Annotated in this window: 22 protein-coding genes; all 22 read left to right on the forward strand. The window is 61.8% G+C overall.

What is annotated here, in order from left to right:
• The first annotated feature begins 20 nt into the window (after nt 1-20).
• The 22 genes from D3P04_RS08665 to D3P04_RS08770 all read left to right on the forward strand — a co-directional run bounded on the left by D3P04_RS08665 (nt 21) and on the right by D3P04_RS08770 (nt 24,653).
• Nucleotides 21-740, forward strand: a complete 720-nt coding sequence (locus D3P04_RS08665) for a GntR family transcriptional regulator (protein WP_119747899.1) — start codon at nt 21-23, stop codon at nt 738-740.
• 624 nt (nt 741-1,364) lie between these two features.
• Nucleotides 1,365-1,559 (forward strand): thiocillin family RiPP, encoded by a 195-nt coding sequence (locus D3P04_RS08670; RefSeq protein WP_119747901.1) that lies wholly within the window; start codon nt 1,365-1,367, stop codon nt 1,557-1,559.
• A 267-nt stretch (nt 1,560-1,826) separates the two neighbouring features.
• The gene (locus tag D3P04_RS08675) at nt 1,827-2,105 is read left to right on the forward strand and encodes a MoaD/ThiS family protein (protein ID WP_182912786.1); all 279 of its coding nucleotides are present in this window, start codon (nt 1,827-1,829) and stop codon (nt 2,103-2,105) included.
• Nucleotides 2,106-2,108: 3 nt separating this feature from the next.
• A complete protein-coding gene (moeB, locus tag D3P04_RS08680) occupies nt 2,109-3,269 on the forward strand; it encodes a molybdopterin-synthase adenylyltransferase MoeB (protein WP_119747905.1) in 1,161 nt (386 codons plus the stop codon).
• A gap of 69 nt (nt 3,270-3,338) precedes the next feature.
• A complete protein-coding gene (locus tag D3P04_RS08685) occupies nt 3,339-4,376 on the forward strand; it encodes an ABC transporter ATP-binding protein (RefSeq protein ID WP_119747907.1) in 1,038 nt (345 codons plus the stop codon).
• Nucleotides 4,373-5,452, forward strand: coding sequence for an ABC transporter permease (locus D3P04_RS08690; RefSeq protein WP_119747909.1), 1,080 nt, complete (start codon nt 4,373-4,375; stop codon nt 5,450-5,452). Before D3P04_RS08685 ends, D3P04_RS08690 begins: the two co-directional genes overlap by 4 nt.
• Nucleotides 5,453-5,508: 56 nt before the next feature.
• A complete protein-coding gene (locus D3P04_RS08695; protein WP_119747911.1) occupies nt 5,509-6,444 on the forward strand; it encodes a thiopeptide-type bacteriocin biosynthesis protein in 936 nt (311 codons plus the stop codon).
• Nucleotides 6,441-7,784 (forward strand): YcaO-like family protein, encoded by a 1,344-nt coding sequence (locus tag D3P04_RS08700; protein ID WP_119747913.1) that lies wholly within the window; start codon nt 6,441-6,443, stop codon nt 7,782-7,784. The genes D3P04_RS08695 and D3P04_RS08700 overlap by 4 nt, the downstream gene beginning before the upstream one ends.
• Nucleotides 7,781-8,425 (forward strand): TOMM precursor leader peptide-binding protein, encoded by a 645-nt coding sequence (locus D3P04_RS08705; RefSeq protein WP_119747915.1) that lies wholly within the window; start codon nt 7,781-7,783, stop codon nt 8,423-8,425. Before D3P04_RS08700 ends, D3P04_RS08705 begins: the two co-directional genes overlap by 4 nt.
• A complete protein-coding gene (locus tag D3P04_RS08710; RefSeq protein WP_119747917.1) occupies nt 8,422-10,752 on the forward strand; it encodes a nitroreductase family protein in 2,331 nt (776 codons plus the stop codon). Before D3P04_RS08705 ends, D3P04_RS08710 begins: the two co-directional genes overlap by 4 nt.
• On the forward strand, nt 10,745-11,794 hold the full coding sequence (locus tag D3P04_RS08715) for a M50 family metallopeptidase (protein ID WP_119747919.1): 1,050 nt from the start codon (nt 10,745-10,747) through the stop codon (nt 11,792-11,794). The genes D3P04_RS08710 and D3P04_RS08715 overlap by 8 nt, the downstream gene beginning before the upstream one ends.
• 27 nt (nt 11,795-11,821) lie before the next feature.
• Nucleotides 11,822-14,377 (forward strand): lantibiotic dehydratase, encoded by a 2,556-nt coding sequence (locus D3P04_RS08720; protein WP_119747921.1) that lies wholly within the window; start codon nt 11,822-11,824, stop codon nt 14,375-14,377.
• Nucleotides 14,378-14,391: 14 nt separating this feature from the next.
• Nucleotides 14,392-15,117, forward strand: coding sequence for an ABC transporter ATP-binding protein (locus tag D3P04_RS08725; protein ID WP_119747923.1), 726 nt, complete (start codon nt 14,392-14,394; stop codon nt 15,115-15,117).
• Between the two features lie 11 nt (nt 15,118-15,128).
• The gene (locus D3P04_RS08730) at nt 15,129-16,292 is read left to right on the forward strand and encodes an ABC transporter permease (protein ID WP_119747925.1); all 1,164 of its coding nucleotides are present in this window, start codon (nt 15,129-15,131) and stop codon (nt 16,290-16,292) included.
• A complete protein-coding gene (locus D3P04_RS08735) occupies nt 16,292-17,461 on the forward strand; it encodes an ABC transporter permease (RefSeq protein WP_119747927.1) in 1,170 nt (389 codons plus the stop codon). Before D3P04_RS08730 ends, D3P04_RS08735 begins: the two co-directional genes overlap by 1 nt.
• Before the next feature lie 12 nt (nt 17,462-17,473).
• Nucleotides 17,474-18,688, forward strand: a complete 1,215-nt coding sequence (locus tag D3P04_RS08740) for a YcaO-like family protein (protein ID WP_119747929.1) — start codon at nt 17,474-17,476, stop codon at nt 18,686-18,688.
• Nucleotides 18,685-20,037: a TfuA-like protein gene (locus D3P04_RS08745; RefSeq protein ID WP_119747931.1), complete on the forward strand. Its 1,353-nt coding sequence runs from the start codon at nt 18,685-18,687 to the stop codon at nt 20,035-20,037. Before D3P04_RS08740 ends, D3P04_RS08745 begins: the two co-directional genes overlap by 4 nt.
• Nucleotides 20,009-21,205 (forward strand): efflux RND transporter periplasmic adaptor subunit, encoded by a 1,197-nt coding sequence (locus D3P04_RS08750; protein WP_119747933.1) that lies wholly within the window; start codon nt 20,009-20,011, stop codon nt 21,203-21,205. Before D3P04_RS08745 ends, D3P04_RS08750 begins: the two co-directional genes overlap by 29 nt.
• A 40-nt stretch (nt 21,206-21,245) precedes the next feature.
• Nucleotides 21,246-22,163: an alpha/beta fold hydrolase gene (locus tag D3P04_RS08755; RefSeq protein WP_119747935.1), complete on the forward strand. Its 918-nt coding sequence runs from the start codon at nt 21,246-21,248 to the stop codon at nt 22,161-22,163.
• A 471-nt stretch (nt 22,164-22,634) separates the two neighbouring features.
• Entirely contained in the window at nt 22,635-23,078 is a 444-nt protein-coding gene (locus D3P04_RS08760) for an RrF2 family transcriptional regulator (RefSeq protein ID WP_119747937.1), read from the forward strand.
• A gap of 3 nt (nt 23,079-23,081) precedes the next feature.
• A complete protein-coding gene (locus D3P04_RS08765; protein ID WP_119747939.1) occupies nt 23,082-23,969 on the forward strand; it encodes an NAD(P)/FAD-dependent oxidoreductase in 888 nt (295 codons plus the stop codon).
• Nucleotides 23,970-24,653 carry a class I SAM-dependent methyltransferase gene (locus tag D3P04_RS08770; RefSeq protein ID WP_119747941.1) on the forward strand — a complete coding sequence of 228 codons (684 nt, stop codon included), beginning with the start codon at nt 23,970-23,972 and terminating at the stop codon, nt 24,651-24,653.
• The last annotated feature ends 90 nt before the right edge of the window (nt 24,654-24,743 follow it).

Raw genomic sequence — 24,743 nt, forward strand, 5'->3', positions numbered from 1 at the left:
CGATTCGGGAGAATTGGGACATGCGTGCCAAGGAGATTCATTGCTCTTACAGCACTGCTTACCTGTACCTGCGGGACAGGATCATACATTCCTACTACTCGCCCGGTACCCGGTTGAATATATCCGAACTTGCGGATGATCTGCGCATGAGCCCGACCCCTGTTCGCGAAGCGCTATCGAGGCTCGCACAGGACAAGATTATAGAAACCCGCCAACAGCGCGGTTTCTTTGTCAAGAAAATAGACGCCACCGAAATCACCGAACTATACGCGCTTATTCATATGCATGCCGCATTTCTGGTAAGATGCGCTGCGATCAAGCACAGGCTGTCGATCATAGCGGATCAGATCACAACCGTCTTTGCCGGGCCGTCGGCAATATCCGCCGTGCGGCAGTTCAGGAAATTCCATACCCATCTGGATGTGCATGCCGGCGCGCCCAACGCGACACAGGCTTTGGATACTTTTTTCCTGCGCACCTATTTTGTTCAGCTTGTGGAGTTCAGCGAACCGACCCGGCGCGACAGATTGAGGGATTTCTCGGAAGAAATCGCCGAAATGGCTCGGGACGACGATCACATGAGGTGCTACCACAAGCTGGACAAGATGTTTCTGACCCGAGCGCAATGGCTTGGCCCGGTCATCAAAAGCGCCACCCGACTCACCGACCGGGGAGGAGCCGGAAGTTTTCTTCGGGAAAATACGCGTTCCGCTCGTAAGGAAACTGCGACGAGGCTTTAAAGCAAATCGCGGCCGCCGGACTCGCTTCCTCTCCCTTCTTCTTTGTCCAAATACCTTGGGGGTCGCCGGCGGGTCGCGCCACTGGTTCGAGAGACCTGCCGGCGACGGGCAGCGCCCCCGGCCATCGCGGGACGCATGTCGCCCGCGTTTCCGATTCAGCGCCACACGCTCCAGCTGCCATCAAATGCCGGGCCTTCCCGACATTCGCATGACCTGATCTTCAACCGACAAAACAGGCGAGACCCGCAAACCGGGATTTGCGTCACCTCCATTTCAGCGCGCTCCGTCGCGGTGCGTTCTGACCGGCATGATTCGGAAATGGGATGTTTGCCGGGCGTTATGTGAACCTTGGGTAAAGTCCAGGTAACGGGTGTCGCGAAGAAAGTTCTTGGACGGAAAACGAATCAATTCGGCGAATGGACGACTATCCGTTTAAAACGAGGTTTTTACGTGGAAAACCTAGGCAAAATGCCAGAGCCGGAAAGACAAAAATATATTTTCAACGACATCGTTGCCAGCTCGCCGAGGCGCTTGCTACTGCTGTTAGGGTCACGGATTGCTGATCGACGGAAATGAGTCCGGACGACAGAACCGGGACATAACACCAAACTGGAGTATGCAGAGATGGACATCAAAGCATCTGCACTCGACACGCATGTGTTCGACCTTCATGCGGACAACGAACTGGACCTGTTCGCGGAAGAACTTCCCGAACAGGTCCAACTCGTTTCGGACTGCCTCAGCTCGGCCAGCTCGGCCAGCTGCTGCACTTGCACGGGCAGCTTCGGCAGCGTGGGCTCGGTCGTCAGCTGCGGCTGATACAGAGCAACTTCACACTCCGAGGCGGGCTATGCCTCGAAGCGTGAAGGGGTCGACAGGCGCAAAACGCCTGTCGACCAACCCGGCCGATAAACCAAGGGTCCATCAGGAGCCGAGCCCAGTACCCTCAAAATAGCTCCTCGACCCTCACAATTCAAGTTCCGCACGGTGCGACTTTCTGTCCGCATTGGCCGGTGTCTTGTTGCCATCCGCAATGCCGGATCGTTCGGCATCGCCTGAATCAGGCCAGACATGGGAGATCGAGTCATGTCTATCGTAATCGAACTGCCAACGACATTACGCCCCTTTGCCTCGGGCGAAGCGCAGGTTGCATTGAATGACCACGCCTCGTTCAACGAGGCACTGGACTCGCTTATCGCCCGCCATCCCCGGCTGAAAAGCCGCCTCGTGACGGGATCGGGAACGGTTTACGACTTCGTCAGCGTTTTCGTGAACGACCGCCGGGTCGGTCCGGACGAGTTTCCGGAAATCACCCTCGGCGATGGCGATGTGGTGACTCTCGTTCCTGCCATGGCGGGGGGCTGAGCCATGAACAAAATCGCCCGCGACATCTCCCCCGCCCTCACGGCCGAGGAAACCCGGCGCTATGGGCGCCAGCTCGTCCTTGATCAGATTGGCCCCGATGGGCAGGAAAAGCTCAAATCCGCGCATGTGCTGGTCATTGGCAGCGGCGGGCTTGGATCTCCGGTGCTGCTGTATCTTGCGGCGGCTGGCATCGGCCATCTTGGCATCGTCGATTTCGATATCGTGGATATCACCAATCTGCACCGGCAGGTGTTGTTCGGCGATGCCGATCTGGATTGCTCCAAGGCCCGCTCCGCTGCCGCCCGGTTGCAGGCGCAGAACCCGCATCTTGCGGTGACAACCCATGAGATCCGGATAGATGCCGAAAATGCCGAGGAATTGATCTCGGGCTATGACGTCGTGGTCGATGCGACCGATAATTTCGCGGCCCGTTACGTCATCAACGACGCCTGCGTCCGCGCCGGTATCCCCAATGTTTCCGCCTCGATATTGCGTTTCGACGCCCAGATCGCGGTGTTCGACCCGGCGCGTGGCGGCCCCTGTTACCGCTGTGTCTTTCCGGCACCGCCGCCTGCCGGTCTTGCCCCTTCCTGTGCCGAGGCCGGTGTCGTGGGCGTTCTTCCCGGCATCGCGGGAACGCTTCAGGCGAACGAAGTCATCAAGCTGATCTGCGAAATCGGCACGCCGCTGATCGGACGATTGCTGAGCTTCGACGCGCTGGAAACCCGCTTTCGCAATTTCGAGATCGCGCGGAACCCCGGCTGTGTCGCCTGCGGAGCGAAAGCCGATCCCAACCGGCCTTTGGGTCTGGCCGAGGCCGAACCGGCCTGTGCGTTTGAAACGCCTGTTGCCGAAATCAGCGTTGAAAAGCTGGCGGCGGCGATTGCCGAAGGCACGCCACCATTCCTGCTGGATGTCCGTGGCGCGGCGGAGCGCGAGATCGCCCGGATTGCCGGGTCGAAGGGAATCGCGCTCGACCTGCTTGAGGCCGAGGCAGACAGCCTGCCCCGAGACCAGCCAATTCTGTGCATCTGCCACAAGGGCGCGAGATCGTTGAAAGCCGCGCGGGCACTGACGGAACTTGGCTTCACCGGGGTCGCCAGCCTGACCGGCGGCGTCGACGCCTGGGCCGAACGGATAGACCCATCGCTGAAACGCTATTGAATCCGCGGCCGGTTCGCCCGGCCGCAACATGTGAACCGGCCCCAACCGGGCCCCATCCGAGGACATGTCATGTTTGGCGCAATCAAGAACCGCATTCCGCGCGACGCCGGCGAAAGAAGCCGCGGCGCCACGCGACCGATTGGCACCGCCGATATCCGGTCGGAACCACGGGAACTCCGGGTCGAGGCTCTGGGGTTGCGCAAGACATATACCGGCGGAGCGCGAGAGATTCATGCTCTGCAGGGGGTCGATCTGCATGTTGCCAAGGGCGAGTTCGTCGGGGTTCTGGGTCCCAACGGCGCCGGCAAGACCACTCTGATCGAATGTCTCGAAGGGATCCGCCGCCCCGATACAGGTGAGGTGCGGATCCTTGGCGCGGATACCTCTGACGCCGGGAAGATGAAGAAAATCCGGGGGCGCATGGGGATCGCGCTTCAGCATTCGACCCTGCCCCCGCGCCTGACCGTGCGCGAGATTCTCACGCTTCAGGTCAGGCTTTACGCCAGTCAGGTCAGGGTGGACCGGATGATCGATCTGGTCGGCATCGGCGACAAGGCGGACCAGCGGATCGAACATCTGTCCGGCGGTCAGCAGCAACGGGTGGCAGTCGCCATGGCCCTGATGGGCGATCCCGAGCTGATGTTCCTCGACGAGCCGACCTCGCAACTCGATCCTCATGCAAGGCTGGCCTTGTGGGAACTTCTGTATACCCAACGTGACCGGCGCGATGCATCGGTCGTCATCACCACCCATCAGATGGAGGAAGCGCAGCGCATCTGCGACCGCGTGGTCATCATCGATCACGGGCGGGTCATTGCCGAAGGGCGGCCCAAGGAATTGCTGCGGCAACATTTCACCTCGCGCCGCATGAATTTCATGCTTCCCATCGCTGCCGCTCTTGATCTGCGAGCGCTCAACGCCCGCTCGGAACCGGCAGGCAACGGCATGAAACGCGTCAGCCTCCAAACCGAGCGTCCGGGTGCGACGCTGGTCGAACTCGCGCAGCTCTATGGTGACAGCATGATCGACCTGAGCGTCGAGGAACCCACGCTCGAAGAGCTTTTCGTAAAGCTCACCGGAACAGCTTTGCAGGGAGAAACGGCATGACATTCGCACGCATCAAGGCATTGTTCTCGATTCAGCTGGCGGAAACCAAGCGCGATTTCGGAGCGGTCTTTCTAAGCCTTATCTTCCCCTTGTTCTTCGTGCTTCTGCTAAGCGGTTCAGTCCTGCTATCGCCTGATTTCAAAGTTGAATTCGGTATCGTCAACGCCGGAACCAACACTGAAGCACGCGAATTCGCGGATCAACTGGCGTCGCAGAACGTGGCACTTCGCAGTCTGGACGCCGAGACGGCAAGGGAAGGGCTCGACAACGGCGAACTGTCCGCCGTCGTGATCTTTCCCGATGGCTGGACAGCGAACGGGGACGCCCCGCTTCAGCTTGAAACCGGCAAGACCTTCGCAGGTTTTGCGGAAACTGCCATCGATGCGGCGCGCGCCCGGATCGGTCTGCCCGAAGACACGGCGATCGAGGCACGCACCATCGAACAGGCACGGAACGCCGAGTTCAACTTCATCTATCCGGGAATGCTCGCCCTTGCACTTGTCCAGCTTGGGCTGTTCATGACCGCAACGCCAATTCTCAAGGCGCGCGACCGCGGCACCCTGCGCTATCTGCTGCTGACGCCACTCACCAAGCCCGAGATGGTCTTCAGCCAGATCGCGTTCCGTGTCGCCGTGGCGGTGCTGCAAATCGGCATCCTGCTGGCGGTGGGCAGTTTCATTGTCGAACTCAGCCCGCTGCAATGGCTTCAGACCGCAGGCGTCGCCCTGATGGGAGTGATCATGCTGATCTCGCTAGGCTATGCGCTTTCCGGCCTTGCCACAAGCACGGAAGCCGGCATGGCAATGGTGATGATCGCCAATTTCACCCTGATGTTCGGCGGCAATATCTTCTGGGATCCCGAGGGCTCCACCATCCTCATGGTGATCGCCCATATCCTGCCCGTCAGCTATCTGGCCGATGCCTTCCGGCAGATCATTTCCGGCTCGGAAGGGTTGTGGCCCCTGTGGCTCGATCTTGCCGCGATCATCGGATGGACCGTCGCGATCCTGCTGGTGGCGACAAGAACATTCTCTTTCGACATGCGTGGCGGAGAACTCAGAGCCCAGCATGGCTGATTCAACGCGCAGCCCTTGCCGGGCGCGCGCCTTAACGACCGACCGGGAGATGACCGATGACCGAGACGACCCCAAAAACTGACCATGACTGGATCTTCCTGAAGATCTATCTGGGCGAGGCCGTGGATCGAATGGACTGGATGATCGGCGAGGTCGCCCGCATGGTCCAGCGCGAGGACCGTCAGGATTTGGCCAAGTGGTTCTATCTGCGTTACCTTGACAAGGACGGCATCCATATTCGCCTTCGGGTATTGCCAAAGGATCAGGCCGACGCCGACCGGATCCGCACGGGTCTGATCGACGGCATCGCCGATCGCCTCAGCCGGATCAACGCGCAGCCGCCAAGCGACTATGCCCCGATGGTCACGATGCCCGGCTTCGAGGAACAGATCGAACAGGTGACCATCGCCCATAACGACGTGCGCGTCCTGGAAGCGGTATATGAACCCGAACATGACAAGTTCGGCGGTCCGGAAGGCATGCCGGTGGCCGAGACGTTGTTCTGGAAAAGCTCGGTCATCGCCGCGCGGATCATCGGCAGCGAGGCCGAGGGTCTACTGTCCCGCAAAAGCCTGATCCCGCGCCTGATGCACGAGGTTTTCGAAGCGTTCCGTCCCGACACCGATGCGGAAACCTTCTGGCGCGAATATTCCTATTACTGGCTTGGCGCGCGAACGCCGGCGGCCGAGGACTGGCGTGATCGCTTCCATGACAAAGCGGCGGATCTTGCTGCCGAGGGCATCTCTCCGCTCACGCCACACGGCGCATCACAACAGGATTTCGCCGCAATCGCCGCGGACTGGCGTTCCGCGCTGGACGTGGCGGCACGTGGCTATCATGCGCTTGAGGGCCGGGCCGAAGTGAATTCCGAAGTGCTGACTTTCACATTCGCGCATCTGATGAACAACCGGTTGGGCATCGCCAGCCTTGAAGAATCATATATGGCCGCGCTGCTCGAACAGGCGGGTGTCACCGGGAAGGTCGCGGCATGAACCCGGTTCTCGATCTTGACATCAGCTATCTTCGGGCGCGCTATCCGTTCCAGCGCCTGCTGATGCCCCAGGGCGGCATCCTGTCCGGAGCCAGCAAGATGGCGCCCGACCAGGGATCACCGGATATGCATGTGGCCGTGACCGATATCGGCAACATGACCAAGGTCTTTCCGCATATCATCAAACCGGATGGCAATGACGTTCTGGATGAGCCGATGGGCGGCGCCGGCGCCGATCTCGACGAAGAGATGGCATGGCTTCGCGCGGTCATGGAAGGCGCGGAACGCTATGCCAACATGGCCTATGACGAGTCCGATTTCGTTGTCGCCAGCGGCAATGAAATCGGCGAACTGGGCATAGATCTGGACGATATCGCGCGCTGTTCGGATGCCGAATATGCCGACCCGGCCTGCCCGTTCAACCCGCCGCAAAAATCCCTGCCGATCCGCTGGACACGCGGCTGGTCACTATCGAAGAAATGCGAACGCTGGGTGCCGACGGTGATGACGCATCTTTACACCCGCCCGTCACGCAACGAACGCTTCTGGCAAGAGATTTCCACCGGAGTCGCCGCGCATACCGATCTTGGCGCAGCGGTGGTTTCGGCGCTTTGCGAGGTGATCGAGCGTGACGCGCTGGCGATCCTGTGGCTCGCGCAGCTTCCTTTACCCCGGATCGACATCCCGCAGCCCTATCCGCCGGCACTGGCCGACAATCACCGGATGCTGGATCAAAGTCTTGTGAAACAGATTTTTTTCGATGCGACAAGCGATCTGAAGGTGCCCACGGTCTATTCGCTTCAACTGGTCGAGAACCATCCGAAGCTTTCGCAATATGTCAATTGCGCAACCGGTTTCGATCCGGCCACGCTGGTCGCCAAGACGATCCGCGAAGCCGCGCCTGCGCGTCCGGTCCTGCAGCAGCAGTCGAACATGCCGCAGAATGTCGATGACTACCGTGCGCTGTCCGACGGGGCGAATATGCTGGGCCTGCCGGAATGGCGCAAAGCCTTCGATTTCCTGATGAAATCACCGAACAGCATTTCGCTGGCCGATATGCTGGCCCCGGATCTGCCCCGCCCGGTCGACTGCATCGGCTACATCCTGGAACAGCTCGAAGCGCAGGGGATGGAGGCGGTGATCTGCGATCTGACCACCGATGAGCTTCGCGAAATGGGAATCTGGGTCGTCCGTGCGGTCATCCCCGGCCTGATGCCGATGAGTGTCGTTCAGAAAGCTCGTTTCCTTGGAACTCCGCGCCTTTACGACTACCCGCGCCGCGCCGGTTTCAAGGCGATTTCCGAGGCCGATATCAACCCTTTGCCACAGCCGTTTGCATGATGAAAATACAATATCTCACCCTTGGACCCTTTGGTGCCGCCGTGGCTGAACAGGCCGCATGCGGTGATGCCAATGCGATGCAGCAGGAATTTCCGCGCGAAGCTTTGGCCGCGCCGGAAATTCTGGATCCACTTTTCGAGCGGGCGGATTTCGTCGCCGTCGCCGCATGGCGCCCCTATACCGACATGTTCATGGCGGTGGAGGAAGCAGCGCGGCGCACGGCAACCCCATGGAGCCATGCCGTGCTGGCCGGAACCCATCTTTCGATCGGCCCGCTGACGCATCCCGGCGCCCCCGGCTGCTACGCCTGCCATATCAAGCGCGCGGGCACGCATCATCGCGCGCCGGGGCGCGAGATCGTGCTTGATCGCTTTTACCGCAAGAACCCCGATGCCGGTCCCGAGGGCTTTACCGGTCCTATGGTGTCGCTTGCCGCCCATGCGCTTCGCACGGATGCCCGGGCCGGGCGCGAACATGCCGGGCGGCTGCGCATCGCGAATGTCCTGACGGGGGCCGTCACCGTGACACAGGTTCTGCCTGTGCATGGCTGCCCCAGTTGCTTTGCCGACCGGGCGCAGACAGAGCCCGGCGCGCGTTTCGTGCGCGATCTCGTTCCCGCGATTCAGGAAATCCTGCCATGAACCAGATGAACAGCGTAAGTGCCGATACAATCGGCGGCAGCTTTCTCAATGATGCTGAACTGACCTTGCCTCCGCGTCCGCGTCTGCCTCCGGAAATCATGATGATCCCCTATGGCGCACAGGGGCTGTTATTCGAGGGCGGCGACGGCAATCAGCTTATCTCGGGCCGGGGTGCGCGCAGCTTTATCCCGCGCCTCGTCGCCGTGCTGGACGGTACGCGGACGCTGGACCAGATCCTGACCGCCTTCCCGGGCATCCCCCAAGCCAAGGTCTTCGGCGCGCTGGCGCTGCTTTACAGCCGCGGCCTGCTGGAAGACGGCACCGGCGATGGTCCCATTCCCGAAGGCATGACCGAAAGCGCGAAATTCTTCGGACGATATATCGACGCGACGCGGGTGAACGGCAATCGTCACGCGGCGCTGGCTCGCTTGGCCGAAACCCATGTCGCATTATGCGGAAACGGTGCCTCGGCGCTGGCCGAAGCATTGGAATGCGCAGGCTTTGCCTCGCTCGTGACGCCCGAAGGTCCTGCTGACATTCCCGACCGGACCGGGCTGCTGATCACGCTTTTCACCGGCGAAGACGATGCCGGGATTCAGGAATGGCTGGATACCGCCTGGGCGCAGGGCATACAGACGCTGCATGCGCATCTGGGCGCGGACAAGGTCGAGATCGGGCCGCTTTTCATGCCCGGCGCATCGGCCAGCCCCTCATGCTTCCATCGCCTTCGCACCAAGGCACCGCAAGGCAACTGTGCGGATCCGGGCTTCTGGGCCGGAATCGTGGCGCTTTCCGCCCAATCGCTGATCAGCCGCATCGGCCGGGTCGAGCTTTATAACATTTGCCATATCCATGCCGGAGACAGCTATGAAAAGCTGAACCTCGCCCGCCTGCCGGGTTCCGAGGCCGCCGGGCTGGGTCATGTCTCTCCTCCCGGAAGCGATCCGCATAATGTGGTCTGGCGCCTGCATAATGCCGCCAACGGCATGGCGCCGCGCGAACTTCAGGTGCCGCGCGATCACCAGATGCATTACTCTGCCTCGAATATCTCGACTGCGCGGGAACGCCCCGCGCCGCATCATGGCGCGACGCCCTTCGCCCTGCCGGATGAGCGTCCGCTGTCGAATCGGACAGGCAATGGCCGGATCGATCTGCCGGTACTGGCGACGATGCTGCGTCATGCGGTGGGATATGATCATGCCGGCCGGCGCATCGCGCCCAGCGCGGGCGGGCTTGGCTCGGCAAATCTGTATCTTGTTGCGCGTGACGTTCCCGGCCTGCCGCGTGGCGCGATATGTCATTATTACGCCCCTGACCACCGGCTGGACTATCTTGGCACCGTGACCGATGAGGAACTGTCCGGGGCACTTGGCACATTGGCGCAGGATCTGCCCAGGGTTCTGCTGATCGGCGCGTCGGATACCGATAAGACCCAGAAGAAATATAATAATTTCGCCTTTCGCTTCGCACAGCTCGACTGTGGCGTTGCGCGGGCCTATCTGACCGGTATCGCAGGGCATTTCGGGCTGCCCATGCGCGACTATCCCGGTCTGCGTGACCGATCGATGGCGCTTCTGCTGCGGTTGGGCATTCGCGCGGGGCAGCAGATCGTGACCTTCGCCGCCGGGCTTGGCGATGGCGCGCATCCGGGGCGGCAACTGCTTCCCGCGCTTCGTCCGTTCCAGGCCGTTACCCAGCTGATCGAGCTTTCGGCCCATGACGGTCCGGTCGGCAGCCCGGCGATGATCGTTCCCGATCCTCCGATCTGGAGCATGGCGGCGGATCCCGCAACGCTGCTTGCCACCCGCCGGTCGCAACGCGTCTTTGACGGCCTGCCGCTCGCCGCCGATGAAATCGCCATGATCTTCCGCGAAGCGCAGGCAATCTGCGATACGCTGGAAAAGACCGGCGCGCGCCATCTGCGGCTGCGGTTTCGCGCCATCGCGGCAACCGGCGACGGCAGGGCCGATATCGTCCGGCCGGGGCAGGACGGGCTGGAAACCCTGCGAACCGGGGTCACGGCTGATGCATTGGCGGAACTGACCATCCAGCCTGGCCTGATGGAGGCGCCCTTCGTTTTGCTGGTGACCGGCGATCTGCATCACGCCGTCGATACCGCCGGTGCGCGGGGTTATCGCGACCTGATCGGGCGCGCCGGAGCCGTGGCGGGGCATACGCTGACTGCTGCCTGGGAGCGGGGCATTTCCGGTTGCCCATGGGGAGGCATGTGCGAATCCGGCTGGGGACCGCTGCTGGAGATCGACCGCTACACGGACTGCCCGCTTTTCGGCATCAGCTTTGGACGGACGGGGGCAGGTCATGGCTGACATCGCCCTGGCCCCCGCGCCGCAAACCGTCACCTCGCCGTGCATTTCCCTGACCAAGGGGGTCGCCAAGGTCAAGCGCAGGAACACGACTGTGCTGGTTTCGCCGGAGGACGGCAAATCGCTGCGGATATCCAAACCCGCCGAAGCACTGATCCCGTTGCTGGCCGAGGGAACCGACCGCGCGACATTGATGCAGACACTCGCCGAGCGCTATCCCGGCACACCGCGGGTCACCCGGCAGTTGGACCGCTTCCTGAACCAGCTGCGCGAGGCGGGGCTGTTGGAGACCGATACCCTTACACGGCCCGAAAGCCCCAAAAACGGCAAGCGGGTTGCGAAGATCGCGATCTTCGACATGGATCCGCCGGCCAATATGATTGCTCGGGCGATACGGGCGCTGCCAACAGGTTTGGCCTGGGGTATATTGGCTGCCATGCTTGGCGGGGCGATACTGGCGATCATCCTTCTCGCCGTTGGTCCGCGCTTTCCGCATCCATCCGAGTTCGTGACCGGTTTCCACGTCGCCGGCGCGTTGATCTATGCGCTGGTGGGAGTTCCCTTGCATGAATTCGCCCATGCCGTCGCCTGCCGTCTTGCCGGAGGAAAGGTCGGTCGCGCGGGTATCGTGGCGCATGGCTTCGTTCCGGGCCCTTATGTCGAGACATCCGGTCTCTATCTTGTCCGCAACCGCTGGCGGCGCTTTGCCGTTCCCGCCGCAGGCCCGGCGGTTGATCTGATGGCCGCGGGAATCGGGGCGGCAATGATCCTGCTGGCCGCGGATCCGGAAGGTGCAATCGCCCATATCGGCCAGACGCTGATGCTGGTCTCGCTGCTTTTTCTTGTCCTGAACATCAACCCTTTCATGCCCAGTGACGGCAGCCATATGGTCGAGGCGCTGCTGGATGATGAACTGGCCCGCAAATCGGCTCTTCGCTTGCGCGGCTCGCCACTCTCCGACCGGCGCGACGTGGCTTTCTACCGGGCCTATGCGTCGGGTTACGTGCAGGGCCTCGTCTGCCTGATGTGGTTTTGGTGGTTCTAGACGTCCCGAGCAATCCCGGAGGAAGCCATGAACATCGATACAAGAACGCTACAGCGCCAGACCGCCGCCGATGACCGTGCGGGCCGTATCGCGCCTTTCGCGGTCTTGCGTGCCGCGACCCTGCCTTTCGATGCGATTCAGGCATTGCGGCTGCCCGAGACAGAACAGCTTCTGGCCCGTATCGCCTCGGCCGAGCAAGAAATGGAAGCAATGCGCGAACAGGTCGAGCGCGTTTTGCACGAACTCGTCCCCGGTCTCGAAGACGACAGGAAGCTGCGCCGCCATGTCGTGAATCTGAAGCGCGACGTCCATAACGGGCGCGGCTCGCGGCTGAAACACGGGGCATTGATGTCCATCGCGGAACTGATTCACGGCGAAAAGGATCGCGGCGCTTTCGATATGTGGTGCAGGGCGGCCGAAAGTCACGCCAATGCCGGCATCGCGCTGGAGGAAACGATTGCCCGGGAAACCCAGGACGTGCTTCGCCCCGCTTTGCGCGATGCATTGAAGGTACCGCATTTTGCCCGCGCCGTGGCGCTTGCCAGCCCCCGCACGGCGAAATCCGCGGCAAGGGAAAAGAAGCTGCCCCGGACAGCGTGGCCCGACAAGCTGGAACGTTCGCTGCTGGGTTACATTGCGCGCGCCAGCGTCAAGACCAGCCCTTTCTCCAGCTTCATGTCGGTTTCGACCCTTGGCGTCGATGCGATGGCCGCTGTCGCGCCTCCGTCGGCAGCATCGGCGGATTTCGAAAGCTTCGCCACCGTCAATCGCGGGCTGGCCGCGCAGCTTGAACGGCTGTCACGGGAAAAAGCGGCCCGGTCGGGTTCCGCCATGCCATTGACGGTGAACTCCACCCTGCGCCCGGTTAACAATGGCCGTTTCGTGGCGCTGTGCAATGACGACATTACCATGGCCGGCCGCGGCTGGAGCGAACAACGCCTCGCCCAGTTCCGTCTCGGCGGGCCCTTGGGGCAGGTGCTTGCGCCGGGGCTGTCGGATCACTGGCAGGGCTGGGTGCGACGGCTGACCGGGGCCGGCATCCCCGAACAGGATGCCGATCGCATGATTGCCCTGTTTCTGGCGCGCGGCGTATTGACCGCTCCACCCGTATTCGATCTGTTCACCGGCAATCCTTTGCAGGCACTGGCCGATCACTGGCGCAGCTGCGATCTGGCCGAACTTGACGGCGCGGCAGAAGAACTCGACGCCTTGACCGTGTCTCTGGACGATTTCGGCGCGGCTGAAGGTCCTCACCGTCTGTCCTGCATCGCGCGTGCCGAGGAAGCCGCCGCGAAGCTGCGCGACCGGCTTTCCACGCAGGCCCGCGCACCAGAGACCCTGACCAACCTGATCACCGAGGATTGCTGGCTGAACAGCACGGACGGAACGCTTGGCGCGGATCTTATGGGGCCGCTGGCCGATCTCGAGGATTTTCTGGCTTCTCAGGTCGCGATCGCCCCCGCCTATAGCGCACTGGTCAAAAGCTTTATCGCGAATTTCGGGGCTGGCGGGACTTGCGGCACAGTCGTCGAGTTCCTGACCGGCGCCGCCCCCCATCTGGTCGATATTCCCGAATTCGGCGCCAGGCTGGAAGAAGCCACGCCGGATGCCGCACCCGAAGGCGCCCATATTCCGGTGACGGCGCATTTCCAAATTGCGCAGGGTGGGGCCAATGGCACCGAATTCGTGATGAACCGGGTTTTCGATGGCGCAGGCTGGCTGGCCTCGAGATTCACGCAATCGGATCATCCGCAGGCTGCGCGACTTGCGCGATCGCTTGGCGGCTGGCTTGCCGTCGTTGCCGAAGGGGCAGAGCCCGTGGATCTGCCGGTGGCGGGGCAGGCATCCGATCTGCAGGCGCATCGCGAAATCACGCATCGGGTCCTTGGCTGGCCCGGAGAGCCGTTGACCCTAACGCCGGACCGGATTCTCGACCCGGCTTCCCTGCAGCTTCGGCACGATCCCGCGACCAACTTCCTGTCGCTGACCGATGCCGATGGCCGTGCCGTGAGCCTGCAATATCTTGGCAATACCTTTCCCAACCCGTCCTGGGGCGTCCGCTATGCGCTGTCGATCCTGTCGCGCCCCTTTGTCGTGGCCCGGCCCAGCATCGACGCACCTTCGCTTGCCTCGGGGGAGCCGGTACATTTCCGACCCGCCCGCAGACATGGGCAGGTCGTGCTCAGCCGCGCGGCATGGTGGATTTCCTCGGCCTATCTGCGCGAATGCTGGCTTGACGGCACCCCGGCCGAGCAATTGCTGGCAACGGCCCGCGACATCGAGCGGCTGGGCCTTCCCCGACAATTCTATGCGCAGATCCATGTCCCGATGCAGAACGCATCGCTGCTGGTCAGCCGGGACGTGCTTGATGCCAACAGGAAGCCGATCTGGGTCGACACGCGCAACCCGTTCTGGCTTGCGATGCTGGAACGGCTGACCCGCAAGAGCGATTGGGTGGTTCTGAGCCCGCCCTGCCCCGGTCCCGACACGCTTTGGTTCGAGGTGGCCGGCCGGAAGCATGTCACCGAAATTCATCTAGAGATGCTGGTTCGCGCAGGCAAGCGCCGCCAGGGCTCGTTCTGAGAAAGGAACGTAACATGACCGTTCACGATACAGAAATTGCGATTCAGGCCGCGGACCGTCAGGATCGCCCCCCCTTCGTCCAGATCGACCGCGTCTCGAAAACCTATCGCAAGGGCAAACTGGCAGTACCCGTGCTTGACCGGCATTCCATGATCATCGCACAGGGCGACATGGTTGCGCTGGTCGGTGCTTCGGGATGCGGCAAGACGACGCTGCTGAACCTGATCGGCGGCGTCGACCGGCCCGACACCGGCGAGATCACGGTTGATAAAACGCGCATCACCTCGCTGTCGGACGCCGGGCTGACGGAGTGGCGGGGGCAGAATGTCGGTTTCATCTTCCAGTTCTACAATCTGCTGCCCGCATTGTCGGCGCATGCCAATGTGGAATTGCCCCTGCTGCTCCACGACATCCCGAAAGCGGAACGCCGCGCGCGGGTCGATAACGCACTGAACCTCGTCGGGCTGCAGGATCGTGCCAGCCATCGCCCCGAAGAACTGTCGGGCGGGCAGCAGCAACGGGTGGCCATCGCCCGGGCGCTGGTCACAGATGCTGATCTGCTGCTATGCGACGAACCGACCGGCGATCTGGATCAGGATTCGGCGACCCGGATCATGGAACTGCTGAGCATGCTCAACCAGGAATTCGGCAAGACCATCGTCGTCGTGACCCATGATCCGCTGGTTGCCGAATACGCGCACCGTACCGAGCATCTGACGCGCCCCGAAACAGCCGCATAGGAGGGCACGGCATGCGTTTCCTTTCCCTTATCCTCGCCAATGCCTCACGCGGCCGCGCAAGGCTTGCCTTCACCCTTGGATCGGTGGTTGTCGCGTTTCTGTTGCTGGGCCTGATGCTGCCGGTATTGCGGGTTTTCGACAGCCGTGTCGATTTCGCCGATGCGAACCGGCTGATGGTGCTGAACAAGGCATCGATGATGCGACCCTTGCCGATCAACTACAAGGACCGTATCGCCGAGTTGGACAATGTCGAAGAGGTGGGACATTTCACCTTTTTCGGCGCCGCATATCAAAGCGGCAGCAATCAGATTCCCGCAATCGTGACCGAGCCGGAAAATTTCCCGGTCATGGTCGAAGAGGTGGAATTCCGCGACGCCGACGCGCTGAGCAACTGGCAAGCCGACCCGTCCAGCATAGCGGTCGGCCGTGATCTCGCGAATAAGCATGGCTGGAAGATCGGCGATCTGGTGCCGCTTCATTCCTCGATCTACAACCGGTCGGACGGCAATCCCGTCTGGACCTTCCGGGTCGGAGCGATCTTCGATGGCGCCGCCGAGGATTCGGTGACCGACTCGGTTGTCATTCCCTATGAATATTTTAACAATGAACGCATCAAGGGTGAAGATACGGTCGGGTGGTTCGCCGTTCGCATCGCCGATGCCAACAAGGCCGAGGCCACCGGCAAGGCGATCGACGTGCTGTTCGAAAACTCGCCCAATGAAACCGCAACCACGACCGAACGCGCCTTTGCGAAAAGCTTTCTCAACCAGGTCGGCGATTTCAAGACATTGATCGGCGCGACGCTGATTCTGGTGTTCTGGACCCTGATCCTGATCACCGCGAACGCGCAGATGCAATCGATCCGCGAACGTTTCGGAGATTTCGCGGTGATGCGCATCCTTGGCTTCCGCAAACGCCACATTACCCGGATCATCCTGTCGGAAAGCCTGCTGACCATGTTCTCGGGCGGGATCATCGGAATGGCCATTGCCGGCATCGCGGTGCTGATCGTTTCGGCAAAGGCCGAGGCGCTGTTGTCGCTTCTCAGCCTTGACTGGCGGGACTGGCTGATCGGCGCCGGCATGATGATCGCGACCGGAGTCATCGTCGCGACCATTCCGGCGATCCTCGCCGCGCGGCAAAACATCATCGACGGATTGGCGGAGACCCTGTGATGAAAACCCTGACACGCATCAGAACCGCACTTGGCATCTCGCTTCTGGGCATCGGACGACGCTGGTGGGCCTCGCTCAACTCGGTTCTTGGGACGGCGGTCGTCGTGGCCGTGATGGTCGCGATCCTTGCCATCGGCGCGGGATATTCCGAGGCCATGAAAATGGCCGAGGTCGATGACGCCAACATGATCCTGAAAGGCGGGGTCAAATCCGAGATGGAAAGCACGCTGGAAGGCGCGGATGTTCGGCTGATCGAATCCGAACTCGGCAGTGCAGCCGCAAGCGAGGTCTATGTCGTCGCCTCGATCGAGAATAATCGCGGCGAGCCCGTGAATCTGGCCCTGCGCGGCATCTCGGAGAATTCCACCAATCTGCGCCCCGGCTGGACCCTGAGCCAGGGCCGGATGCCCAAGGAAGGCCGCCGCGAAATCGTGGTCGGCGCCCGCGCGCAACAGCATTTCGGGGGTATGGAACTTGGTTCCGAACTTCGGCTTGGATCGGCAAGCTGGACTGTCGTCGGCGTATTCGAAACCGGTGGATCGCTGACGGAATCGGAGATCTGGGCGCTGGCGACCCCGGTTCAGGACGCCTTCAACCGGCAGGACAGCTACCAGGTCGTCATCGCTCGCCCACAAGATGGCGAAACCCCGCAGGACATGCAGAACCGCCTGAACCGCGACAGCCGTTTAAGCGTATCGGTCACCAGTCTGGCGGATTATTACGGTGAACAGGCCCGCGCCATGACCCGGTTTGTCACCATCATGGGCTACGGGATCGGTAGCTTGATGGCACTGGGGGCCATCTTCGCCGCAGTGAATACCGGATTGGGCCATATCAAGACCCGCGCCAAGGAAATCGCTACCCTGTCGATCCTTGGCTGGACGGAACGCGCCCTGACCGCCGCATTGACCATCGAAACGGTCCTGATGACCGTGTTGGGCGGATTGATCGGTGTCGCGGCGGTGCATCTGATCTTTGACGACTGGCTGATCTCGACGCTCTTCTTCGCCGAGGATTTTACCCAGATCGTGTTCGACTTCGATGTCACCGCCGGCATTCTCTGGCAGGCGCTGGCGATGGCGGTGATCATCGGCCTGCTGGGCAGTATCGGCCCGGCGCTGCAACTGCGACGTCTGCCGGTCGCGCGCATCCTGCTGCAAAGGCGTTGAGCGAGGCGAACCATGACAGAGCTTTTTGGACAAAACTACGCCGCATCCAAGGGATATTTCGAGGGTACGCACCGCACCCGCGCGCCCGAGGAGAGCCTTGCCGATTTCACCCGCCACATGCCGGCCATGGGGATCACCCGCATCGGCAACGTGACCGGTCTTGACCGGATCGGCTTCCCGGTCTGCGTCGCGATCCGCCCCAACGCCCGCGCATTGTCCACCAGTCAGGGCAAGGGGCGCAGTCTCGCCGCCGCCAAGGTCTCGGCATTGATGGAAGCGGTAGAGACATGGCACGGCGAGCGCCCGAACGGAGAAATACGTATCGCCAGCCATGCCGAACTGAAACGCGAAACCGCGATGCCTCCGCTTTACGATTTCCCGGTACGCGCGGATGCGGAATTGTCGGAAACCCATCCGCTGCCCTGGATAAATGGCTGGGATCTGATGACGGGGAAGCCGTCGTGGCTGCCATTGGAAACCGTCTCGAACAATTTCGTTGAAGGCGGGCAGCGCCCGGTTTTCCTGCGCTCGACCAATGGGCTTGCTTCGGGTAATCACATGCTTGAAGCGGTGGTTCATGCGCTGTGCGAGGTGATCGAACGCGACGCCCTTACCATGTCTTCGCTGTCGGGCGGCGGTCTTGCCATCTGCCCGCGCAGCGTACCGGATCCCGATCTCGCGATGCTGCTGGAGGAACTGGAGGCCAAGGAGGTCGCCGTCTTCCTGACCGACCGGACCGTCGATACCCGTGTGCCGACATTTACCTGCGAGCTGATCGACAATCCCGAAAGCCCGATGTGGCGGGCGCTGCCGCAGGTGGATGGGCATGGCGCGCATCTTGACTATAGCGTCGCTCTCAGCCGTGCGGTAACCGAGGCGATACAGGCACGCGCCACAGTGATCTCGGGCAGCCGCGACGATCTGTTCCCACAGGATTACAGGGATGCCACCAGCATCGAACATCAGTTGCGCCGGATATCGGAGCGCGGAGGCGCCCCGCTCGTCACCGACTGGACCGATGCCGCCGACAGTTTCGAAGCCGATCTCGATATCCTTCTGGAACGCTTGCACGGCGTCGGCGTCCGTCACGTTCTGATCTGCGATCTGAGCCGGGATGAGTTCGGCATTCCCGTGGTCAAAGTCGTGGTGCCGGGGCTGGAACCCGTCCGCACCCCATTCTATCGCCCCGGCCCCCGCGCCCGGGCATTCCTGAAGGAGGCCGCATGACAGGCCCGATCGTCATATTCCTTGGACCGACACTTTCCGCCGATGCGGCACGCGCCCGGCTGGATGGGTTATATCTGCCCCCTTGCCGGATGGGGGACGTCTTTCGCGCCGTCGATGCCCATCACCCGCGTGCCATCGGCATCGTCGATGGTTATTTCGAAGCGACCCCGGCAGTCTGGCACAAGGAGATCCTCTATGCGCTCTCGCAGGGTGTTCCGGTTTTCGGGGCCTCCAGCATGGGCGCGCTCAGAGCTGCCGAACTGCATCCTTTCGGGATGGAGGGCGTCGGGTCTATCTTCACCGCATTCGCCAGCGGCGAGATGACCGACGACGACGAGGTGGCAGTAGTTCATGCAAACGATTCTTCGGGCTATGCCGCCGCGTCGGTGCCAATGGTCAATCTGCGGCACGGACTGTCGCTGGCCGCCGCCGCAGATGTCATCGACGCGAAAGAGGAAGGCCGCGTGATCGCCGCTCTGAAAGAGCTGCATTACCCAAGGCGCAGCTGGCAGGCGGTATGGAACGGTGCGGGCGATCTTCCTGCCCACAGGATCGCCGCGCTTCGCGAATTCGTCGAAGCGACGGATTGCGATCTGAAGGCCAAGGACGCCCGTGCGATGCTTGACCGTATCGCCGAATGGGACGCCAATGGCGCAGCCGCACCGGAAACGCATGGCTTCGATTTCGAACCCACATTGTTCTGGGAAGAGCTGATGCGGCTCAATCGGGGCGGTGACAACGCGGTGGATGAGCAGAATCTGCTTGACCATCTGCGCATCGCGGAACCGGCGCGGGACGATATTCTGCGCGACGCCCTGCTGCATCACATGGTCGAGGAAGCGGCGGCGAGGCTTGAGATCAGGATCCCGGATGACCGCACCGTACTTGCCCGTTTTCGACGAATACGCGGCCTGACGACACCGGCCTTGCTGAAAGAGTGGATGGCGGAACAGAAAACCGATCAGGCAGCATGTCTTGAATTGGCGCGGCACGAGGCACGTCTGCGCGCATTACTGCAGCGAACCATGCCAAGCCTTTCGTCCAACGTCACCGCAACGCTTCGCCTGCGCGGCGAATATCGCCGGATGACGCAAAGAGCCGCCCATATCGCAGCCGATCTGTCGTGCAAAGGCATCGCCGACCCCGGGCCCGAGCATGTCGAATCGCTTGCTCCGGTTCTGGCAAGCTATCAACGTGATATCGGCGCGATTCACACGGAACTGGAAACCCATGCGGCCGAACTGGGCTTTGGCTCCATGCGCCATTTCCTGAGGACGCTGATCGGCGTCCATCTTGCATCGACATCCGAGGAGGCCGAAGATGGCACATCTACCCGACAGCACGCCTGAACCCTCTCGGCGGGCCGATCATCGAAAGGCCTTTCGCAGCTATTCCGATGACGAGCGCGCGCGTATGCGCAACATCCTGCAGAACATGGGAACAAAAGGCGCGGCGTCATCCCCCGCTGTCGCTCCGGCGACCGGCGCGACAGCGAAACCGCCGCGCAAGGCGATAATCGCCGGGATTGCAATTCTGCTTGTCGGGGCAGGCGGCATCTGGCTGCTGCGCCCGGATGCGAACGCAATAGCCTCCGACACCCGGTCCCGCACCGCCGGATCGGCGGAACCGGACGCGGCCGCCTCGCAAGAACCGACGGCGGCGGCCTCTCCCGATGTGGCGCCGCAATCCCCCGGCGCCACGGATTCGGCCTCAGTTGCCGCTGCCGGACCAACACTGGAAGCCAGCGGCAAGATCGTCGCCAAACGCATGGCGACGGTATCAAGCGATCTGACAGGCCGCGTTACGGAATTGCTCGCCGAGGAAGGAGACGCCGTCGAGAAGGGCCAACCGGTCGCCCGTCTCGACGATCATGCGGCGAAGGCGCAACTGGCCATCGCCGAAGCCAATGTCATTGCCTCCGAAGACGAATATGCCGTGGTTGCCGCCGAACTGGAGGCAATGTCGGACAATCTGCAGCGCACCACGACTCTGGCGCAGCGCGGGGTGGCATCGAAAGAGGCGCTTAGCACGCTTGAAGGACAATATGCCGTTCTCGAAGCGCGTGTCGCCGCCAGCAATCGCCAGATCGACGTGCAGCGCCGGCAGCTTGACGCGATGCGCAACGATTTGAACCAGACGCTGATACGTTCGCCCTTCAGCGGGGTAGTGACAGAGATCACCGCCAATATCGGGGAAATCGTGTCGCCGGTTTCACCGGGCGGTTATACCCAGTCCGGCATCGCCACGATCGTCGATCCGGAATCCATCGTCGGAGAGGTGAATGTCAACGAACAGTTCCTGTCCAAGATCGAGGATGGACAGAAGGTCGAGATGACCGTGCCCGCGTGGCCCGACCGAACCTTCTCGGGCCATGTATCGCTGATAACGCCGATCGTCGACGACAGCACAGCCGCCGTAAAGGTCACTGTCACATTCGATCCTGTGCCGGAAAACATCTATCCCGGCATGCGGCTTGATGTGGCGTTTTTTTCCGATTCCGACCAGCCGGACAGTTGAATGAAACCGTCGGGCTCCGACATCCTGAAAGGAGGAGTTGATGATCATCTCCAGACGTATTTTCTGCGCCCTGCTGACCGCAACGCTGTCACTTGGCCCGGTTGGCGGCATCGCCGCCGACACCAAGGCCCAGAGCGGCCTTGAGGCCGAGAACAGCTTTGAAACCGACCGTATCGTCGTCAAAAGCGGTCCCAAGGCGGGCTCCGACGTCATATTGCTTCCCGGTCTCGCCACACCTGGCGCGGTCTGGGACGGGCTGGTCTCGGATCTCGAGGGGCGTGCAACGGTGCATGTCGTCGATGTGAAAGGCTTCGGCGTCGGCGACGGGGCCGCGAATGCCGAAGGCGGCATGATGGAGGGTGTGCTTGCCGATATCGCGGCTTTCATCGATGAGCGCGGACTTGAGAAACCGGCGCTTGTCGGGCACAGCCTTGGCGGAACCCTGGCATTGCAGGCCGGAATCGAGACCCCTGATCTGTACGGGAAATTGATGGTCGTTGACGCCCTGCCCTTCGTGGCCCTGCTGTTCGACCCGCAGGCAACGGTGGAAAGCGTCAAGTCTCAGGCCGAGTCCATGCGCGATCAGATGGCTTCCGCGCCCGCAGGAGCCAACGCGAAACAGACCGCCGAACGTTACGCGATCGACGATGACGCGAAACAGCAGATCGCCGGTTGGATCGCTGCCTCGGATCCCGCAGCCGTCGCGCAGGCATTTTACGAGGATATGCAAGCCGATTTCAGACCGGAACTGGCCGAAATCGGGCCAGCCGTCACGCTGGTCGTACCGGTCCCCCCCGAGGCAGAGGGTCAAAATTTCCCGCAGCAATACGAAGCGCTTTATTCCGATGTGCCGGAACTGGAAGTGGTACCGATCGAGGGTGCCCGGCATTTCGTGATGCTTGACCAACCGGAGGAGATGACCGCCGCAGTCGAAAAATTCCTGGAACTGGATGAATGATGGTCTGAGAAGCCGCGCTTTCGGAACTCGCCATGGCAGCTCGGCGTTTTGTGAACGCCGGGCTGCCTGCGTGATACCGACCCGGCAATATTGGCGTTTTACGTAATTGCACCGCGAATGGCTTGAAATTCAGGCGGACAATATGTCGGCAAGGGATGGCTTGTGGCTATTTGGGCTTCCCGGAAGCCGCGCCGATCGCCACCCCAATCGCGATCCCGATTGCAATTCCTGCTGCAACATTACCCGTAGCAACCCCGATAGCGACACCCACGGCTATACCGATCGTCATCCACTTAATCATCATCGGCGGCCTTCTATTGCTGCTGCCCCAACTCCTAAAGGATCCACAGGCACGAAACAATCACCTAGGTTTTGCTGTCACATTTCAGTTTATAAAAAAATTTCCACCTCTTTCATCAACTTGCCCTACGGGGCTTGACAGCGACGCTAATTCGTAACATATATTGTTACATGAAGCGAGACAGCCGCCTTTCCTCCGTCCTTCATGCCCTGCTGCATATGGCAGAACATGACGGCCCGATGACCTCTGAAACGCTTGGGCAGTGCCTTGGCACCAACCCGGTCGTGGTGCGCCGCACCATGGGGTTGCTGCGCGACGCGGGTCTGGTAACGGCCGAGCGTGGCCATGCCGGGGGCTGGCGCATCTCTGCCGATCTGGCAACGGTCAGCCTGCGCCGGTTGCATGAGGCTTTGGGCGAGCCTGCGATCTTCGCCATCGGCAACCGCAACGAAAACCCGGAATGCCTTGTCGAGCAATCCGTCAATGCGGCGTTGGAAGGCACCTTTGCCGAGGCAGAGACGCTGCTGCTGAAGCGCTTCGCCGATGTGACGCTGGCCGATCTGGCCAAGGATTTCGCCCGTCGCCATGCGGAAAGGCGGGCCGTTAAGGAGTAGGATATGCAGGATGTCATCGTGATCGGGGGCAGCTACGCCGGAATGGCTGCCGCCCTGCAACTGGCGCGTGCGCGCCGCAAGGTTCTGGTGATCGACGCCGGGCAGCGGCGCAACCGTTTTGCAAGCCATTCACACGGGTTTCTGGGACAGGACGGGGCGGAGCCAAACCGTATCTGGGCCGAGGCCCGCCGCCAGTTGGAAGCCTATCCGACCGTTGACTGGGTCGAGGGAACCGCCAGCGGCATCACGGGCCGGCGCGACGATTTCCGGGTCACTCTGGACAATGGCGAGGCTCTTTCGGGCCGCCGCATCCTGCTTGCGACCGGGGTCGCCGACCAGCTTCCCGATATTCCCGGCATCTCAGAGCGATGGGGGCAAACGGTGTTCCATTGCCCCTATTGTCACGGCTACGAGCTCGATCAGGGCCGGATCGGCGTCATCGCCACCGGCCCGATGTCACTGCATCAGGCGCAATTGCTGCCGGAATGGGGGGAAGTCACATTTCTGATGAATGATGCTTTAACCCTTGATCCGGATCAACGTGATGATCTGCGCAGGCGCGGCGTCACCATCGAGGAAACGCCCATCGCAAAGATCACGGGAACGGCAGAGGTGAAACTGCAAGATGGCCGCACGCTATCCTTTGCCGGTCTTTTTACCGCGACCCGAACCGAACCCTCCGGTCCGCTGGCCGAGGCCACCGGCTGCACGCTGGTCGAGACGCCGATGGGCAGTCAGATACTGACAGGTGACACCAAGGAAACCAGCATTCCTGGCATCTTCGCCTGCGGCGATGTTGCGCGGGCGCCGCATTCCGTCTCGCTGGCGGTCGGGGATGGCGCCTGGGCGGGGGCACAACTGCACCGCTCACTGGTCTGGCCCGAGGGCTGAATGGACAAGAAACCCGCTTTCACCACCGATCCGGGCCACGCCACCAGCTATGCCCGGCGGGTCGCCCGCCATGTGCCGGGATTGCAGGATCTGCATCGCATGGCAGGACTGCTGCTGGCCGAGCGCATGCCCGAAAGGGGGCGCGTTCTGGTTCTGGGCGCCGGCGGTGGCATGGAACTGCGCGCCTTCGCCCAGGCATATCCGGGCTGGCATTTCGACGGCGTCGATCCATCGCCCGATATGATCGCGCAGGCGCGGGACATCATCGCAGAGGACAGCGACCGCATCACCTTTCATCAGGGTTATATCGAGGACGCTCCCGACGGTCCCTTCGACGGCGCGACCTGCCTTCTGACGCTGCATTTCCTGTCGCGGGAAGAACGTTTGCGCACGCTGCGCGAATTGCATCGCCGCCTTCGCCCCGAAGCGCCCCTGATCGTTGCCCATCACAGCTTTCCGCAAGTGGCGGGGCAGCAGGATCTCTGGCTGCGGCGCAATGCGGCATGGCTGATCTCGGGCGGGATGCCCGAGGCGCAGGCATTGGCCGGTATGACCACGATGAAGGAGCGCCTGCCCATTCTCACCCCCAGAGAAGACGCGGCGCTGCTGAGTGCGGCGGGCTTCGAGGACGTTCAGCTGTTCTATGCCGCTTTTACATTCAAGGGATGGGCGGCCCGGGCGTGACAGGCCACAGGCCGCTATCAGCCAACGGGAAACTGCGTGACCTCTTCTATCGGACAACGAGAAACCAGATTCTTCGCTGGTGGTTCATGG

It is taken from the genome of Paracoccus onubensis (assembly GCF_003591515.1).
In the GTDB taxonomy this organism is placed as follows: Bacteria; Pseudomonadota; Alphaproteobacteria; order Rhodobacterales; family Rhodobacteraceae; genus Paracoccus; species Paracoccus onubensis.

Excerpts from the sequence above, each read along its gene's own strand:
- D3P04_RS08665 (WP_119747899.1), top strand. The coding sequence starts at position 21 with ATGCGTGCCAAGGAGATTCATTGCTCTTACAGCACTGCTTACCTGTAC.
- D3P04_RS08670 (WP_119747901.1), top strand. The coding sequence starts at position 1,365 with ATGGACATCAAAGCATCTGCACTCGACACGCATGTGTTCGACCTTCAT.
- D3P04_RS08675 (WP_182912786.1), top strand. The coding sequence starts at position 1,827 with ATGTCTATCGTAATCGAACTGCCAACGACATTACGCCCCTTTGCCTCG.
- moeB (WP_119747905.1), top strand. The coding sequence starts at position 2,109 with ATGAACAAAATCGCCCGCGACATCTCCCCCGCCCTCACGGCCGAGGAA.
- D3P04_RS08685 (WP_119747907.1), top strand. The coding sequence starts at position 3,339 with ATGTTTGGCGCAATCAAGAACCGCATTCCGCGCGACGCCGGCGAAAGA.
- D3P04_RS08690 (WP_119747909.1), top strand. The coding sequence starts at position 4,373 with ATGACATTCGCACGCATCAAGGCATTGTTCTCGATTCAGCTGGCGGAA.
- D3P04_RS08695 (WP_119747911.1), top strand. The coding sequence starts at position 5,509 with ATGACCGAGACGACCCCAAAAACTGACCATGACTGGATCTTCCTGAAG.
- D3P04_RS08700 (WP_119747913.1), top strand. The coding sequence starts at position 6,441 with ATGAACCCGGTTCTCGATCTTGACATCAGCTATCTTCGGGCGCGCTAT.
- D3P04_RS08705 (WP_119747915.1), top strand. The coding sequence starts at position 7,781 with ATGATGAAAATACAATATCTCACCCTTGGACCCTTTGGTGCCGCCGTG.
- D3P04_RS08710 (WP_119747917.1), top strand. The coding sequence starts at position 8,422 with ATGAACCAGATGAACAGCGTAAGTGCCGATACAATCGGCGGCAGCTTT.
- D3P04_RS08715 (WP_119747919.1), top strand. The coding sequence starts at position 10,745 with ATGGCTGACATCGCCCTGGCCCCCGCGCCGCAAACCGTCACCTCGCCG.
- D3P04_RS08720 (WP_119747921.1), top strand. The coding sequence starts at position 11,822 with ATGAACATCGATACAAGAACGCTACAGCGCCAGACCGCCGCCGATGAC.
- D3P04_RS08725 (WP_119747923.1), top strand. The coding sequence starts at position 14,392 with ATGACCGTTCACGATACAGAAATTGCGATTCAGGCCGCGGACCGTCAG.
- D3P04_RS08730 (WP_119747925.1), top strand. The coding sequence starts at position 15,129 with ATGCGTTTCCTTTCCCTTATCCTCGCCAATGCCTCACGCGGCCGCGCA.
- D3P04_RS08735 (WP_119747927.1), top strand. The coding sequence starts at position 16,292 with ATGAAAACCCTGACACGCATCAGAACCGCACTTGGCATCTCGCTTCTG.
- D3P04_RS08740 (WP_119747929.1), top strand. The coding sequence starts at position 17,474 with ATGACAGAGCTTTTTGGACAAAACTACGCCGCATCCAAGGGATATTTC.
- D3P04_RS08745 (WP_119747931.1), top strand. The coding sequence starts at position 18,685 with ATGACAGGCCCGATCGTCATATTCCTTGGACCGACACTTTCCGCCGAT.
- D3P04_RS08750 (WP_119747933.1), top strand. The coding sequence starts at position 20,009 with ATGGCACATCTACCCGACAGCACGCCTGAACCCTCTCGGCGGGCCGAT.
- D3P04_RS08755 (WP_119747935.1), top strand. The coding sequence starts at position 21,246 with ATGATCATCTCCAGACGTATTTTCTGCGCCCTGCTGACCGCAACGCTG.
- D3P04_RS08760 (WP_119747937.1), top strand. The coding sequence starts at position 22,635 with ATGAAGCGAGACAGCCGCCTTTCCTCCGTCCTTCATGCCCTGCTGCAT.
- D3P04_RS08765 (WP_119747939.1), top strand. The coding sequence starts at position 23,082 with ATGCAGGATGTCATCGTGATCGGGGGCAGCTACGCCGGAATGGCTGCC.
- D3P04_RS08770 (WP_119747941.1), top strand. The coding sequence starts at position 23,970 with ATGGACAAGAAACCCGCTTTCACCACCGATCCGGGCCACGCCACCAGC.